Here is a 14,734-nt window from a genome sequence, read left to right as displayed (position 1 = left end):
GGCCGGTCGGCATCGACTTTAAACGAGAAAGCCCTGGCAGACGGCACCCGGCACCGGTGTGCCCGCCCGCGGCCCCCCCGGAGACGGGCATCCCACCGGGCCCCAGGGCCCACGGGCGCCCCGCCGACGGCTTCCGCTCGGGGCTGCTTGAGTGGCACCGGATAGGGCGAATTGAGCGTTGCCGTCTCATCACCTGCCGGCTCCGTGCAGGATGTCGGCATGCAGAGCGAGACACCGTTGAGCGGCGGACGCCTGACCCGTGGCGTGGTTAGGGTCGGCGATACCGTCCGCCGGCCGACCAGCACATCGTCCCGCTTCGTCGCAGTGCTGCTGGGGCATCTTGAGCAGCAGGGCTTCACCGGCGCTCCCCGGCACCTCGGGGTCGATGAGGCTGACCGGGACATCCTCACGTACCTGCCGGGCTGGGTTCCTGCCCGCTTCCAGCGCTGGACCGACCCGCAGGTCGCCGCTGCCGGAGCCCTGCTCCGCGGCCTGCACGACGCGACCCGCGGCAGCCGTCTGGCAGGCCGGCATCCTGTGGTCTGCCACCACGACCCGGGGCCGAACAACACGGTGTTCATCGCCGGGGTACCGGTGGCCTTCATCGACTTCGACACGGCAGCGCCGGGCAACCCTCTGGAAGATCTCGGGTACATGTGCTGGACCTGGTGCCTGTCGTCGAAAACAGGGGCGCCGCCGGCCGCTTCCCAGGCGGCTCAGGTCCGTGTCCTCGCGGACGCCTACGGGCTCGACGCCGCCTCCCGCGCCCGCCTGGTCGATGCCATGCTCGACCGGCAGGCGCGCAACGCCGAGTGGTGGCGCAGCCACTTGGCGGCCCCGGGTCCACACGTCGCGGACGACGACCAGATTGCCGAACGTGTCTGCTGGTCCGAGCGGGAACACGCCTACACCGTGGCCAACCGCCCGGCCTTCACCGCCGCCCTGAGCTGACGAAGGCCGCGCGGCCGCCGCCCCGCCAGTCTCCTGGTTCCGCTCGGCATGCGGTCGTATGAGGCCCAGCCGCTCGTTGGCCCCAGTGGGCAGTACCGTGTGTCGCTTCTGCCGTGCCGTACCACAACGGGCCGTCATACAGGCCCGCGCGCTATGCGACGCCACGGCCGAGCCGGCAAAGGGTCACGCCGATATCAGAGCCCTGCGGGCCCAGGTCGATGCCGGTGATCGCGAGGCCGGGCTGGCTGTCAGCGGGACAGCAACGGGCGACCAGCCTGGACATCGCCGGCCCGTCCAAGGTGACCCGCGCGCAGCTCATTCGGTCCGTCGCGAAGGCGGCCTCCTGACAGACCGCTCCCGCATCCTTCAGTCGAAAGCGTGGACGATTTCCTCGATGATCGCGTGCACGCCGCTCCAGTCGCCCGTGTCGCGCTGCCCTGACCGAGCTGCCTTCACCTTCTTCTCGAACGCCTTCAGCACCAGGACCTTGTGCGCCTCCGACAGCCCACCCTGGTGACGCTGCACGGCGGGGATGAAGGCTTTCAGGTGGACCGGCGCCAGCGTGCCGTCGATCGTTAGGACGTCTTCGCCGAGGTACATCTCCAGGGAGCCGGCAGCGCCGTTCACGTCGGTCAGCGACACCGTGGAGGACGCCGGCTCGACGGTGGGGTAGCGGGCCAGCAAGGGCAGGTCCGGGTAGTGCCGCACCCGACATCCAGGCGGCAACTTCTGCCGCTTCAGTTTGGCGAACGCCTCATGTGCGCCGGCGTCGTTGTCGGCGATGGCCACGAAGCGGTTGGCGACGCCGGCCGCGATGAACGCGTTCACCATGATCGCGAGCGCGCCAACGCTGCCGCGCGCCTTCGTGCCCGTGTAGTCGATGAAGCGGACGAAGCCCACGAGGTGAGGGTGGGTGACGTGCATCGCCTCGGGGAGAACCCTGGAGTCGGTGCTTCCTTCCGTGAGCACGATCAGCGGGGCGTTGTCGGGCAGGGCCGCGAGCTGCCGCTCACGTGTCGGGCCCGCGATGGGCTGGTCCGTGTCCAGGCCAACGCAGCAGCCGGTCAGCCCGCTCAGGTCCAGCCCGACCCGCATGTGATCCGGAGCCTGGTCGACGAGCAGCCGTACGAGGCTTCGGCCCTCGACGAACCAGCGCAGATCTTCAACGTCCGCAGCGGTCTCGGTGAATTCGTCCTCGTACTGGACGTACTTCTCCGCGGTGGCGAACGACGTGTACGGCCGGTGCGGTCCGATCGCTTCGCCGATGGCCGCGAGCAGTTCGGCGGGCTCGCGCGGACGCCGGGCGAGGGTCTGGTACAGCTGCTCGCCCCGGGCTTCTCGCTCCCGCAGCCCGCTCTGGCCGTCGTAAGTCTTGCGCCACTGGGTGACGCCCTCCGCCAGGTCGGCCAGAGCGCGACACGAGGTGAAACCCTGAACACTCAGCCGCTGCCGCAGAGCGTTGGCGGTGGTGTAGTACCCGAGCGTGATCTCCCGCTCGCCCCAGTCGTCGTCACGCGTGCCGTCGCCGACGTCGGCGACGACCAGCTCGCGGTCGCTCTCGTTGAAGAGTGCTGCCAGTTCCTCGTTGTAGTGATCGCGGGTGTAGAGGAACTGGTATTCGCCAACGACCAGGTAGGAGTGATGCCCCATCCCCGGAGGATCCCATCGCCTGGGGTACGGTGCCGCCTGTTTTCGGCAGCCCATGATCAATCACACCGAGGTCCCCGATCCTCAACTGCCCACACCGGTGGAGGCGATGAAGGCCCGCCGTCCACCCTCGCGTCTAGGGAGCAGTCCTGGCGGCGGTGGAGACGATCCGGGCGCCTCTCTGCTCGCGGCGCTGCGCCATCGAGGTGAAGGTGGCTGTGCCCTGCGGCTAAGTCTCATGAGCTCCTCTGTCCGTCGCGATAGCGATACGGGCATGGACCTCAATGACGTCATTGATCGCGCAGAGTTGCATGGGGAAGTGGCTCGCCGGTTCGGCAATCCGCCAGCCCCGGGGCGGCGCCCGCAAGTGGACGCCTACCTGGCAGGCGCGTGGGCTCTGCTCGACACCGCGATGAAGACGTATGACCCGGCCAACGCCCAAGGCCTTGTCCAGGCGGCGGCGGAAGCTCACCGGCAGTACACCGCACCAGGCGCCCTGAGGACTGCTGGCTTCCTGCACTTCATCTTCCGGGAGCTCGCCCCGAACAAAGAGTTGGACGTCGACCTGAGCCTTCCCCCGCGGGTGGAATGGGCCGCTCGTGTTGTGGAGTGCGTGCGTGCTGGGCTGGGCGACAAGGACTTCTCACGGCTGGTCGAGGGCATTAGCGACATCCTGGCCGACTTGGCCGACGAGGCCGAACCGGTCAGCGTGAGGTGACATCGGCGCTATCTGCTCGTGGCGCTGCGCCCGAGTCTGGCGCCCGCCTGAACTGGGTTCTGGCATGCCGGCGCGCCCGAGTGCCGGTCGCCAGCCTTCGCTGAGAATCGCTCGACCTTCCCCGCGAGGGGCTAACCCGACCACACAGTCAAGGGTGGAGTCTGAGCCAGTCGGCTTGTATTTAATCGTACCTGTATTCGATTATTGTGAGTATGGGTGCACCGGTGATGGACGACAGACGCGAGCACGGCACCGGTGAGACCTCGAGTTCGCCGCTGAGTACCCTGCTGCCGCAGGGCCGTCTGCGCCCCGGGACGGCGGCCAGCGCCGGCGGGGACATGCCGCTGCTCCTGGCGCTCGCCGCCCAGGCGGCCCAGGGCACGGCCGGCTGGGCGGCCGTGGGGTTGCCGCAGCTGGGCATGTTGGCCGCCGAGGCCGCCGGCCTGGAGCTGGCCCGCGGAATGCGCATCGACGAGCCGGGACCCCGCTGGGGGCAAGTGCTGGCCATCACGCTCGAAGCGGTCCCGGTCGTCCTGGTCGGGGCGCTGGGGCCGGTGAGCGATCAGGTGGCCCGCCGACTGGGCGCCGTGCTCCGGCGGAGCGGGTCGGTTCTCCTCGCGGCGGATGGGTGGGAAGGCGCGGAGATCCGCCTGCGGGTGGTGGCCGCCTCCTGGGACGGCGTCGGACAGGGCCACGGCTTGCTGCACGGGCGGAGGGTGACGGTCGAGGCCGCCGGACGCGGTGCGGCCTCGGCTGCCCAGCATGCCGAGATGTGGCTGCCCGGCCCGGACGGCCGGATTGCTGCCCTGCATGACCTGGACGACCACCGGCCGGACACCGCGGCCGAGAAATCCCCGGTCCGCGGTCGGCGCACGGTCATGCACCTGGTGGGGTGACCCGCCCATGGCAGACAGAACTGTCGTGGCCTGGTCGCCCGACTTCCCCGTCATCGCGTGCGGCGGCACCGGCTCCGAGCCGGTCGCCGTCGTCGACCGCGACATGGTGGTGGCCTGCTCGGCCGCCGCGCGGGCGGATGGCGTGCGGCGCCGGATGCGGCTGCGCAGCGCGCAGGCCTGCTCGCCGCAGCTTCGGGTCGTCGAGCGTGACCTCGTGGCCGAGGTGCGGGCCTTCGAACGGGTGGCCGCCCATCTGGAGGCCACGGTGAGGAGCCGCGCCACCGTCCGCAGCGGCGGTGACGACTTCGCGGTGACGCACCGGTTCGAACCAGCGGAGGAACGGCTGGAGGCGGTGGCCTTCGCGGCCAAGGCGCTCGCGGACCGGTTCCACGACCGGCTGGCGGCGGCCGGTGCGGTGGCGGCCCGGCTGGAGGCGGTCGTCGACCTCGCCGACGACCGCCGCCTGGCACGCGTCTACCGCCATGAGGGCCGATTGTCCTCGCTCGCGGTCACCGAGCGGGTCCGCGGTGTCCTGCAGGCATGGACCGAGGCTGGCGCGCTGGGCGACGGCGACGGTCCGGAGCGGGGCATCGCCGCGCTGACACTGCGGCCCGAGCAGCTCAGCCAGGATGCCGGCCGCCAGACCGTACTGTTCGGGGATCGCCACACCTCCGAGGAGATCGAACGGGCCGCAGCCCGGGTGCAGGCGATCCTCGGGCACCAGTCGGTGGTGAGTATGGAGACCATCGGCGGGCGCGCTCCGGCGGAACGGGTCCGCCTCGTGCCGTTCGGCGACGTCGCCGACGCACGCCGGGATCCGGACGGGCCGTGGCCGGGGCGGCTTCCGGCTCCGTACCCGGCGGCGACGTTTCCCCAGCAGGTGCCCGCCGAGCTCGTCGACACCGACGGCCGGCCGGTGGCCGTCTCCGGGCGCCTGGCCCTGTCGGCCGCGCCCGCCCTGGTCGCGGTGGACGGGTATGACCGGGCGGCGGTCACGGGGTGGGCCGGGCCGTGGCCCGTGCTGGAGCGGTGGTGGGACCGCGACGGCGCCCGGCGGATCGCGAGGATGCAGGTCACGGCGGCCGACGGCCGAGCGTGGCTGATGGTGATCGAGCAGGGCCGCTGGTGGGCGGAGGCCCACTATGGGTGAGGTCCTCCGCTTCCCCGGCCCCGGGGCGGAGCACGACGTTGACGAGCCGGCATGGGCCGAACTGCACGTCCACTCGGCCTTCAGTTTTCTCCAGGGCTGCGCGCAGCCACACGAACTCGTCGACGAGGCCGTCCGGCTCGGGATCTCGGTCCTCGCCCTCACCGACCGGGACGGGCTGTATGCCGCGCGGCGGCTGACGGAAGCCGCGAAAGAGGCGGGGATCGGTACCGTCTTCGGCGCCGAACTGACGCTGAACGATCCGGAGTTGGGCTCACCGGTTGTTCTCGCCCGCGGCCTGGCAGGTTTTCGCCAGCTGTCGGCGGTGATCAGCGCCGCCCAGCTGGCCGGCCGCAAGGGCGCTCCCCGCTACAACCTCGCCGCGCTCAGCGAGGCGGCGGCCGCCGGGCAGTGGGCGGTGCTGCCCGGCTGCCCCGCCCCCGGAGCCGACCGGCGGAACGTGACGGCCGTCGCCCGCCGACTGGAGCGCCTCGTCGAGGTGTTCGGCCCCGGAGTGCACGCCGAGCTGGTCCACCACCATCTTCCCGAGGACTCTGTAGCCAACGACGCCATGGCCGTGGCGGCGCACCGCATCGGCATCCCCGTGATCGCGACCGGCGCCGTCCACTACGCCGCGCCGCGCCAGGCCCGCCTCGCCCAGGCCGTCGCCGCCCTGCGCCGGCGCGAGACCCTCGACCACGCCGCGGGCCACCTGATGCCGGCGCCGACCGCGAATCTGCGCAGCTACACGGAGATGGCCCAGTGGCTCGCCCGCTACCCGGGCGTGCTGGAAACGACCCTCGAGCTGGGCCGCTCCCTGGTGGTCGACCTCGACCAGCTGCGGCCCGAACTGCCCGGCTTCCCCACGCCAGCCGGGTACGACGAGGACGGGTGGCTGCGCTATCTATCCGAGCGGGCCTGCGCCGCCCGCTACGGAGAGCGCGACGACCCGGCCTCCGCCCGCGCCTGGCGGCAGCTGGATCATGAGTTGTCCGTCATCGCCCAGCTGGGCATGGCGGGCTACTTCTTGATCGTCCACGACATCTGCCAGTTCGCCATCGGCCGCGGTATCTGGTGCCAGGGACGCGGCTCGGCCGCCAGCTCGCTCGTCTGCTACGTCCTGCGCATCACTTCCGTCGACGTCCTGCAGCACGGGGGCCTGCTGTTCGAACGCTTCCTGTCGATGGAGCGCGGCAGTCCGCCCGACATCGACATCGACTTCGAAGCAGCACGGAGGGAGGAGGTCATCCAGTACGTCTTCAACCGCTACGGCCGACGGTTCAGCGCGCAGGTGGCTAACGTGATCAGCTACCAGCCCAAACTGGCGGTGACCGACGCCGCCCGGTGCCTGGGGTATCCGGCGGCCCGGATCCGGGAGATGACCCGGCACCTTCACCACGAACCGCCCGGGCCCGACGCCGACGTGCCCGCCGACGTCCGCGAGCTCGCCGCCCAGCTCCACACGCTCCCGCGCCACCTGGGCGTGCACTCCGGCGGTATGGTCCTCACTCGCGAGCCGATCGGGGAATTCATGCCCGTCGAGTGGGCGACGGCCGAGGGCCGCTCCGTGCTCGGCGGCGACAAGGACGACGTCGCAGACGCCCGCCTGATCAAAATAGATTTGCTCGGTCTGGGTATTCTGTCCGCCTTGCATACGGCGGCGGACCTCATCCACGAACACTACGGCGTGCAACTGGACTTGGCGTCGATCCCGCAGGACGACCCCGACGTCTACCGCATGATCGCCGCCGGCGAGACCGTGGCCGTCTTCCAAGCCGATTCTGTGTCAAGTCCAGGCGTGTTGTCTGCGTCGCGCTACGCGACTGCCCCCAGCCTGGCCAGTTCGGGCGGGTCGGGCCGGTGGGAGGGGCGACGTTGGCGTACGGACGGAGGATCAGTAAGTGATGTGCGCGGACGATCGGCAAGTACGCCTGGGGCTTCACTCCAGTGCGGGCAACGTCGCTTCAAAGGTGCCGAACACCTCACCGGGGTGGTGAGTCGTCCCTTCGATCGTGATCGGCCCGAGCGACACGGCTTCGGCTGAGTGCGCCTTGCCGTTCTCAAGGTCCATGAGAACCGTCGCCTCGAACCGGAAAACGACCTTGGTGAGGCGGGCCGACAGGACTCCGGCTGTGTCGGGAACGGAATAGCGGTACGTCTTGGTGGCACGGCACGCCAACTGAGCGCTGACCCAGATGCGATCGCCGACCTGGTATGTCGTGCTTCGTACGATGCGAGACTCGTCCAACCTGAGGCCTTGGGACTCAAACCCCATTGTCGCGGAGCTGGTAGGGAGCAGGGCCATGAAGAGGTCGGGTCCTCGCATCGCGATGTGCACGGCGTGGGCGACGAGCGCGTTCTTGAGGAGCGCCTCCAAGTCCGGCGGAGCCTTGGTAGGGGTCGCAAGTTCTCTGAGGAGCTGGTCGATGCCGCCGCTGAGCAGCCGCAGCCGATCGGCGTTCTCACCGAGCCTGGTCCGGGCCTCATCACAGAGGACGTCGTGGAAGTCGCTCTTGTCCTCGTTGCCGAAGTCCCGGTCCATCGAGACGAACCAGATGTCTTCGCTGGTTCGACTCGCCGATTCGAGGAGGGTCAACCAGATCACGGCGTCTCGAGCGCCGCGGGCCTTCACGGGTTTGCCTTCGGCGTCTTCCCACACCCGCTCTGCAGGCGGACGCCGGTTCGCCTCCCGGGCAAGGGCTTCGTCCCCAGCTCCCGTGGGCGTAGGTAGTACGACGAAGCTGTTTTCCAACGCGGCGCGGCGTTGTTGAGCCGCCTCGTCAGCGGACAGGTCCGCGACGCGATCGCTAAGGTCTTGGCCAAATGCCTTCCCGAGCGTGGCGAACGCCTTACGCGCACTGGTGAGGGCTTGTTCAACCTCGTGCCGGTGACGGGCAACATGCTCGACGACGACCATTTCCGGCAGGGCCAGCTTGTGACCGCTGACCTCTGCGATCTTGCTGAGCATGCCAAGGACCGCGCCGTGCGGGAAGGCAGCATGACGCAGTTGGTTTGTATCCAGAACGATCACAAGGTCTCCCCGGGGACTGACATGGTGGTGCGCACGCGATCTGGCTGAAGGATGGCACGCCACGGCGGACCGGAGCCTGCCCGATGCGCCGCCCGTGGCTGATCGTCAGAAGTCGCTGGTCGTCTGCATCTCTTCGTAGTTGTAGAGCTCGGTGGAGTACCCGAATCCACAGGTCGTGATTTGACCCAGGTGGGGACGGCGATACTCCGCCGTCCCTACCTGCCTTCAACGGTGGCTGTTGTCATTGCTGGGGCCCACTCAGGGCAATACGAACGGAACGGTTCAGCGCCGCCGGGGCGCTGAGCAAGTTCCCAGCAGCATCGTGGTCAGGGACGTACGCCGGGAACGCGCTCCCCACCCCGCGGGTGCTGAGTTGTCTGGCCGAGGCACCCAGCTCGATCAGAAGGTCAGCCACGCGGTCGGCGCGCTGCCGACTGAACCTGACTTGTCGGGACATCAGGTCGACGTCTGCGGTGGTACCGACGAGCCGAGCATGCCGGGAGCGGTCGGCACTCAACCACTGGGCGATGGGCTCAAGGGCGCGGATGGCTGCCTTCTCATCGACAAACTCCAAACTGTTGGGTTCGAAACGGACCTGCGAGTCGCCCCTGAAGACGATGGTGTCTCCCGGTTCCGGCTCGATGGGCTCGGTTCTCGGCACTCGCGCGACCTTGACGGTGTGCGGGGTGTGCACCGAAGAACCTTGCGTCGGCCGCGGGGTGGTTGTCACCTGGGCGCCGGCGGCTCGAAGGACTTCCTTGTAGATGTCCGTGAGGTTGGAGCGCCACCGGTCGCCCAACTCCTGCTGGGGTGGTGCCGTGAATCCGAGACCGACCAGGTTCACCGTGGTCCCGCGCAGCTTCTTCGGCAGGTTCCCGGAGTCCCGCATCGCCTCAGCGGTCTCGGATGGATCTGCGGCCAGCATGCCGGGGACGGTGAAGTCCAGCGCGCCGTGGTCGTTGAGTCCAGCGTCGACGAGTACCAGCTCCGGGCGCTCGGAACCGGCCGAGCGCAGGGCGTCTGCGGCCACCGCGAGCGCCTCGAGGGCATCGACACCGGGGGCGTCCGGGCGGGCTCTGGCGACCTCAGCATTGAGTTTCCTCATGTTGTCCTGGACCCAGTTCGACCCCTGTTCGGCCAGCGTGCCGTCTTTGACGCTTTCGAAGTCGGGGGAAATTACTCGGGGGTGACCTCCGGCCAGCACCAGGCGTACCGGCCGTTCGGCCCGGATGGTTTCTGTAATGGCGCACTTGAGAGCGGGAGTTAGATCATCGGCAGGCGGGGGAGCGGGGACGCCGCGGTGCACCCCCACCACGAGCGCAAGGCCGTCTGGGGCGGTACACCTCGCGGCACGCCCTGATCCGACTTCAGAGAACGCTGAGCAACCGGCGGTGGCGAGGATCCCAGCCGTGACCAGGATCCCCAGCAGCGCCGCGACGAAGCGGCGGCTCATCAGTGCGCCTCCTGCTCGATCGGAAGGGGCCTGCTGTCCAGGGCCCGTGTCAGCGCCGCCGCCCTCGTCTCTGCCTCGGGCACAGCGACACCCTGTTCCACCAGAAAACGAACAATGCGGTGTTCGAGCCGACTGCGGCCGCGCTCTACCTGCTCGCGCAGGTGATGATGTTGGTGCTCTGCGCGGTGCGCCTTTGCCCTGCACCGCGAGGCCCGGACCTTGGCAACGAAGATGCCGACCGTCTCCGTTGCGACGATGATCTCCTCCGTGAGGTAGAGCGCTGCTGCGGTGATCAAAGCGGCCAGCGCGGAGCCGCCGACCGCAGCGAGCAGGTCGCCGCCCTGAAGCCGCAGGCTGACATAGCGGAGCAGGAACATGATCAGGACAAACGCCGCTTCAATGGCTCGAGCAGACTTAGGCACCGGCAGGCCGTCGAGCCGGCGATGCGCGACGGCGAAGGCAAGGCCCGCGCTCATCAGGGCGACCAGAATCGCCAGAGCGGCCGCGAGGCTCGCGCTCGATACCAGGGCCTCCACGGCGATGTGCGCCATCACCGCTTCCGCGACTATCAGCAGTGAGATCAGCCACCGGATCGGCCACGGCCGATGACCTCCGCGGTGCCCAGCCTGCCGGTTGGCTGCCTCCTGCTCGGCCTTCTCCTGGGCGGCCTTCCGCTCGTTCGTCTGCGTGGCGTGCTGGATCAACTTGTCCTTGAGCTGTGTCCACAGCTCAACCAGGGGCTTCCCCAGGCTCTGAAGGAATGTGCCTTCGAGGTTGCCGTGGTCGGCGCGCGTCAAAGGGTTGTGCATGGTTTCTCCTTGGGATGCGTAGGTCGGAGCTGGGTGGCGCCGCGCCCCGGGGGCGCTGCCCCTGCGCGGCGTGTCTCTCCACCGTGTCGGGACAACACCGGACATACGAGGCGGCAAGACGCATTCAGGGGCGCATTTCGGAATTGCTCTTGCTGTCAGCGAGTCGTGTTGTGTCGTGGCGCACGTTCTTATTGCACCCGGGCAATACGCCAGGTTCATGACAGATGTGCGCGGTGCGGTCGCCACCAGCCCGCTCACTGGCGTCGCTGGATGTCCGGAAAACGGGAGGAGCTGCGGGAGTAACGGCCCAGGGCGACGACTCTAGGTGCCCAGAATGGGCCGCACGCCGCCATCCTCAGCGAAACGGAATGCGAGTGCCCAGGCACTGAAACTCTGGGTCACCGCGTCCGGGTGACTGGTAAGGATTTTCAGCAACTCGCGGGACGAACTGCTGTCTGACCGTCGCGCGGCCTCCGCTGTGAAGGTCAGCATGTACACGGCGGCGCGGGCCACCGGCCAGTTACTGACGTGCTGTATCCTCTCTTCGCACACCAAAGGGCGGAGGATGTCTTCCTTAATTCGCCGTATGGTCCGGGTGACAGCATTTTCTTCCCCCGCTCTAAAACCAACGCCGAAGCAATCTCCTACCGCAAAGAGGGCAGAATGCAGCTCGGCCACGAGGGCAGCAGATGAGCGTGACAAGAATCTTGCGTAAGCGCTTCGGCAGGCGTCAGCGAGGACCGTCGCTACTTCTCCATCACGTTGCTGGAGGAAGCCCAGCGCGAAGAGGGCTCGGGAGCGAAGCCATGACTCTGAATCTTCGCTCCTCAGCACGGAATCGAGCGCGTTTACGATGGGCTGGGTCCAGCCACTGGCGACCAGTGCATCGAGTGCTTGCCGGCGCACAACGCCCGCGTTCTGAAGGAGGCTGTGCTCGAAGAGGGTCTTGAATGCCGACTGCAGATGGCCTGGGATATATGCCTCTTCCAGTCCCTCCGCAGCACGCCGTACCGCCTGGAACCAAGGCTCCTCGCACGACGGCCAGGTGTTGCAGAACCGCGTCTGTGGCTGCCCTTCAAGGACCGCCCCAAGCGTCGCCGCGATCCAGCGCAGCCCTGCTCCTGACTCATGCGTCTGCGCCTCAGAGATGAATGTTGTGATGAGCTCTCGTAGATCGCCTTTGGCCGTCGGTAGTGATTTCGCGTCGAAAAATGCGCGTTCCCACAAGCCATGGGCGGCGGTACCGCGTTCTCTTATTGTGGCATTGGTGTCCCGTGCGCGGGATAGAAGGAACGCACGAACCCAGTCTTCCTCGCCTCGGGAAGTCCACTCGACCGGAATGGTGATGGCAAGTTCAAGATCGAGAGAGCGGCCAGGATAGATACTCTTTTCACGTAGGGAGGCAGCCTCTTTGAAGAGGTCCGTCACCCACTTTTCCACTTGCTCATCCTTCTCGTTCTTGGTGAGTTGCACCAGATTGGTTACTGCGCGCCACACACGGAAACCGAGCGGCTGCGACGCTAGGGAATCCTGGATGAGATCCGAGGTCTCGCGGAGCGAGTATTTGGCCAGGCTTCCAAGAATCACGAGCGCATCGGTATTTCGCGCGGTCGGAGGCGTGCAACCGATGAGAATAAGCTGATTGACCAGCCCTGTCAGCTTTCCTGCGGCCTGATCGCGGGTATCGCCGACCTTCCTTTTTGCCTTGCTGAGGATCATAAAAATGGAAAGTATGGCGGAGGATTGCGTCAATACATCGAACTCGGTGACCGGCGGGTCTGCGAGGAGCTCCCACGTCCAGCTGCAAGGGACCTGGGCCACCAAAGCATCTCGATGAGCGAGACCACGGAGGCGTATGTTGAGCGAGGAGAGAGTCCCGGCCCCTGGCATCTGCGGGGCCAGGACCACGATGACCTCGTCAAGCTCCTTCAGCTGCTTGTCGGTGAAATGTCCCGTGCGTAGAAGGCGAGATAGAAAGGCCGCATCGGTCCTACCCATCGCCTGAGCCACGATGCGCTGGCTAATGTGCTCCTCATCGTCCAGCCGGGCGAGCTGCGCTGCCGCTGCGAAGCGGATCAGCTGCTCAGCCTCGCCAACGTCGCCGATGACTTGCCGGACGCGCTCAGGCACATTGCCGACATTAGTCCCAGCGCCTGATGCTCGCTACGCGAGGACCTGGACGCTGGGGCCTGCAGGACTCGTCAGCGCCGACTTCGCCGCCGCCGACCTTACGCACCTGACCCGCGTGATCAAGCGGAAGCTGAAGAAGATCCAGTACCGACCCTACCTGGTCGACGGCTGCCTCCCGCCCCACCGGCCTGACGATGGACTACGACATGACCAGATCATCGGACTCATCGAGTCCAGCCTGGGTGCTTAGTTGCTCAGTTGTGGACAAGTATCCATTTGCGGTCAGTCAGCGTCACCTAAAGTACTTCTTCACGAGCGCCTTCTTGTCTGCCGGCCCCGCCCCCGTAAAGAGATTACAGTCAGCCTTTACGGCAATAGCCAAGGCCAATTTATTCCGGGCATCCTCCGAGTGGCATTCGATAGAAAAGAAGTAACCACCGGCATCGCGATGATTTTATCTCTCTCGTGATGGACTGCGCCAATAGCGGTCAGGCGTACTCTCTCACGCTTGGCACCGGGGATAATCAGTTCGTCATCGGTCACCGTGCAGACCTCCCCATAGCAGTCACCCTGAACCTGTCCGGGCCGGGATCGATAGCCGACGATACGCTGCTCATACATTGCAAAGACGCTCCCTCACCGCGTGAACCGTCTCAAACGAACTATCACCCAGTCACTTCTCCCACGTGTCCAGGTTGTCGATCAGCTTTTCGACGAGGGCCCGGTCTTTCTCGTCTGTGATGTCCTCCCTTGCTTGCGCAAGGCCGAAGGTCATCGCGGATACGACATAGTTGATCAGCGCGGGCTTTTCGGCGATTTTATCGAGGACGACATCGACACTACTGTTCTTCATTGCGGTGGTTCCTCTCATCTGGTCTGCCACCAGCGGGCCTCTTCTTGACGACGGGTTCAGTTACTCGATAGAGAGCAGCAAACCCACGGGTTCCATCACTTGTTTGCGCCTCCATGAAGTCCCTGAAAACTGCCTGAGCCTCTCGACCCTGCCCCTGCTGCAGCCGCGCACCTTCGACGACCTCGCGATCGCCGCGAGCATCATCCGGCCAGGCCCCATCGCCGCGGGAAGCAAAAACCCGCTGCTGCGCCGTCGCCGCGGCGAAGAGCCGGTCACCTACCCGCACCCCCTCGCCCGGCGGGCGCTGGAGACCACCCTCGGCGACGATGCCTCTGGCAGGAGCAGGCCATGATGCTCGCCGTCGACTGCGCCGGCCTCAGCCCCGGAGAGGCCGACCGGCTACGCAAAGCCATGTCCGCCAAGCACTCGGTGGAGAAGGTCGCCCAGCTGCGCGGCCGGCTCGTGGATGGCATGGCCCGCAAGGGCATCCCCCCGTCGGCCGCGCAGGAGATCGTCGGCATGATCGAGGCCTTCAGCGACTACGGGTTCCCCCAGTCCCACGCGCAGAGCATGGCGCACCTCATCTACGCGAGCGCCTGGATCAAGCTCAGATTTCCCGCCGCCCTGCTGGCGGCCACACTGGCCCACCAGCCCATGGGCTTCTACGACTCCCAGTCGCTCATCCAGGAGGCCAAACGGCTCGGCATCGCCGTCCGCGGCGTCGACATCCAGCTCTCCGACGTGCACTCCGTCCTGGAGCCCGACCCCGCCTCCGCCAGCACGCGCGCGATCCGGCGCGGGCTGACCAGCATCACCGGACTCAGCGCCGAAACAGCCCGTACGATCGTGGCCGCACGGGCCGAGCGACCCTTCGCCAGTCTCGAAGACGTCGCCCACCGCACCCAGCTGCCCGCCCGCCTCATGGAACGGCTCGCCGCGGCCGGCGCCTTCGACGCCTTCGGCGCGCACCGCCGCAGCGCCCTGTGGACAGCAGGCGCCTTCCCCCGCGGCGTCCAGCCCTACCTTCCCGGGCTCGGCGCACTCGCGACGGCGCCCGACCTGCCGCAGATGCCCCCGGCCGAGCAGACCGCCGCCGACC

At 67.4% G+C, this 14,734-nt stretch carries 13 protein-coding genes and 1 pseudogene; 8 read left to right on the top strand and 6 right to left on the bottom strand.

Annotated features, from left to right (window positions below):
* The first annotated feature begins 219 nt into the window (after positions 1-219).
* The gene (locus AOK08_RS31100; RefSeq protein WP_055532272.1) at positions 220-951 is read left to right on the top strand and encodes a phosphotransferase family protein; all 732 of its coding nucleotides are present in this window, start codon (positions 220-222) and stop codon (positions 949-951) included.
* A 366-nt stretch (positions 952-1,317) separates the two neighbouring features.
* Here the strand turns inward: AOK08_RS31100 and AOK08_RS31095 are convergent, their stop codons facing one another.
* Positions 1,318-2,601: a HEPN/Toprim-associated domain-containing protein gene (locus AOK08_RS31095; RefSeq protein WP_055532271.1), complete on the bottom strand. Its 1,284-nt coding sequence runs from the start codon at positions 2,599-2,601 to the stop codon at positions 1,318-1,320.
* A 271-nt stretch (positions 2,602-2,872) separates the two neighbouring features.
* On the opposite strand from AOK08_RS31095, the gene AOK08_RS31090 reads away from it, so the two are divergent.
* The 4 genes from AOK08_RS31090 (at position 2,873) to AOK08_RS31075 (ending at position 7,403) form a co-directional block, all read left to right on the top strand.
* Complete coding sequence (locus AOK08_RS31090) at positions 2,873-3,316, top strand: hypothetical protein (protein WP_055532270.1); 444 nt, start codon at positions 2,873-2,875, stop codon at positions 3,314-3,316.
* A 212-nt stretch (positions 3,317-3,528) separates the two neighbouring features.
* On the top strand, positions 3,529-4,212 hold the full coding sequence (locus AOK08_RS31085; RefSeq protein ID WP_198539448.1) for a hypothetical protein: 684 nt from the start codon (positions 3,529-3,531) through the stop codon (positions 4,210-4,212).
* Between the two features lie 7 nt (positions 4,213-4,219).
* Positions 4,220-5,362, top strand: a complete 1,143-nt coding sequence (locus AOK08_RS31080; protein WP_063794170.1) for a Y-family DNA polymerase — start codon at positions 4,220-4,222, stop codon at positions 5,360-5,362.
* Positions 5,355-7,403, top strand: coding sequence for a PHP domain-containing protein (locus AOK08_RS31075; RefSeq protein WP_079054375.1), 2,049 nt, complete (start codon positions 5,355-5,357; stop codon positions 7,401-7,403). Before AOK08_RS31080 ends, AOK08_RS31075 begins: the two co-directional genes overlap by 8 nt.
* Here AOK08_RS31075 and AOK08_RS46085 read toward each other — a convergent pair.
* From AOK08_RS46085 to AOK08_RS43870, 4 genes are all read right to left on the bottom strand, one after another.
* On the bottom strand, positions 7,299-8,390 hold the full coding sequence (locus AOK08_RS46085; protein WP_157876869.1) for a PIN domain-containing protein: 1,092 nt from the start codon (positions 8,388-8,390) through the stop codon (positions 7,299-7,301). The genes AOK08_RS31075 and AOK08_RS46085 overlap by 105 nt on opposite strands.
* 241 nt (positions 8,391-8,631) lie before the next feature.
* Complete coding sequence (locus AOK08_RS31060) at positions 8,632-9,843, bottom strand: OmpA family protein (protein ID WP_079054374.1); 1,212 nt, start codon at positions 9,841-9,843, stop codon at positions 8,632-8,634.
* On the bottom strand, positions 9,843-10,652 hold the full coding sequence (locus AOK08_RS31055) for a hypothetical protein (RefSeq protein ID WP_055532263.1): 810 nt from the start codon (positions 10,650-10,652) through the stop codon (positions 9,843-9,845). Before AOK08_RS31055 ends, AOK08_RS31060 begins: the two co-directional genes overlap by 1 nt.
* Before the next feature lie 321 nt (positions 10,653-10,973).
* Positions 10,974-12,782 (bottom strand): hypothetical protein, encoded by a 1,809-nt coding sequence (locus tag AOK08_RS43870; protein ID WP_079054373.1) that lies wholly within the window; start codon positions 12,780-12,782, stop codon positions 10,974-10,976.
* 76 nt (positions 12,783-12,858) lie between these two features.
* On the opposite strand from AOK08_RS43870, the pseudogene AOK08_RS48965 reads away from it, so the two are divergent.
* Positions 12,859-13,015 (top strand): annotated as a pseudogene (locus AOK08_RS48965) (IS630 family transposase); the annotation flags it as partial.
* A gap of 440 nt (positions 13,016-13,455) precedes the next feature.
* Here AOK08_RS48965 and AOK08_RS46705 read toward each other — a convergent pair.
* On the bottom strand, positions 13,456-13,665 hold the full coding sequence (locus AOK08_RS46705) for a hypothetical protein (protein ID WP_198539449.1): 210 nt from the start codon (positions 13,663-13,665) through the stop codon (positions 13,456-13,458).
* 73 nt (positions 13,666-13,738) lie between these two features.
* Between AOK08_RS46705 and AOK08_RS48540 the strand changes: the two genes are divergently transcribed.
* Positions 13,739-13,987 carry a hypothetical protein gene (locus tag AOK08_RS48540; RefSeq protein ID WP_277816049.1) on the top strand — a complete coding sequence of 83 codons (249 nt, stop codon included), beginning with the start codon at positions 13,739-13,741 and terminating at the stop codon, positions 13,985-13,987.
* A partial coding sequence (locus tag AOK08_RS48535; RefSeq protein WP_479683331.1) for a helix-hairpin-helix domain-containing protein occupies positions 13,984-14,734 on the top strand: 751 nt, incomplete at its 3' end. The genes AOK08_RS48540 and AOK08_RS48535, both read left to right, overlap by 4 nt.

Origin of the sequence: Streptomyces graminilatus (genome assembly GCF_001418565.1) — a bacterium.
Taxonomy (GTDB): domain Bacteria; phylum Actinomycetota; class Actinomycetes; order Streptomycetales; family Streptomycetaceae; genus Streptomyces; species Streptomyces graminilatus.
This window is presented reverse-complemented; position numbering and strand designations above follow the sequence as displayed.

What these genes read in the sequence shown, in the direction of transcription:
- AOK08_RS31100 (WP_055532272.1), top strand. Translation starts at nt 220, where the DNA reads ATGCAGAGCGAGACACCGTTGAGCGGCGGACGCCTGACCCGTGGCGTG.
- AOK08_RS31055 (WP_055532263.1), bottom strand. Translation starts at nt 10,652, where the DNA reads ATGCACAACCCTTTGACGCGCGCCGACCACGGCAACCTCGAAGGCACA.
- AOK08_RS31095 (WP_055532271.1), bottom strand. Translation starts at nt 2,601, where the DNA reads ATGGGGCATCACTCCTACCTGGTCGTTGGCGAATACCAGTTCCTCTAC.
- AOK08_RS31085 (WP_198539448.1), top strand. Translation starts at nt 3,529, where the DNA reads ATGGGTGCACCGGTGATGGACGACAGACGCGAGCACGGCACCGGTGAG.
- AOK08_RS31090 (WP_055532270.1), top strand. Translation starts at nt 2,873, where the DNA reads ATGGACCTCAATGACGTCATTGATCGCGCAGAGTTGCATGGGGAAGTG.
- AOK08_RS31060 (WP_079054374.1), bottom strand. Translation starts at nt 9,843, where the DNA reads ATGAGCCGCCGCTTCGTCGCGGCGCTGCTGGGGATCCTGGTCACGGCT.
- AOK08_RS31075 (WP_079054375.1), top strand. Translation starts at nt 5,355, where the DNA reads ATGGGTGAGGTCCTCCGCTTCCCCGGCCCCGGGGCGGAGCACGACGTT.
- AOK08_RS31080 (WP_063794170.1), top strand. Translation starts at nt 4,220, where the DNA reads ATGGCAGACAGAACTGTCGTGGCCTGGTCGCCCGACTTCCCCGTCATC.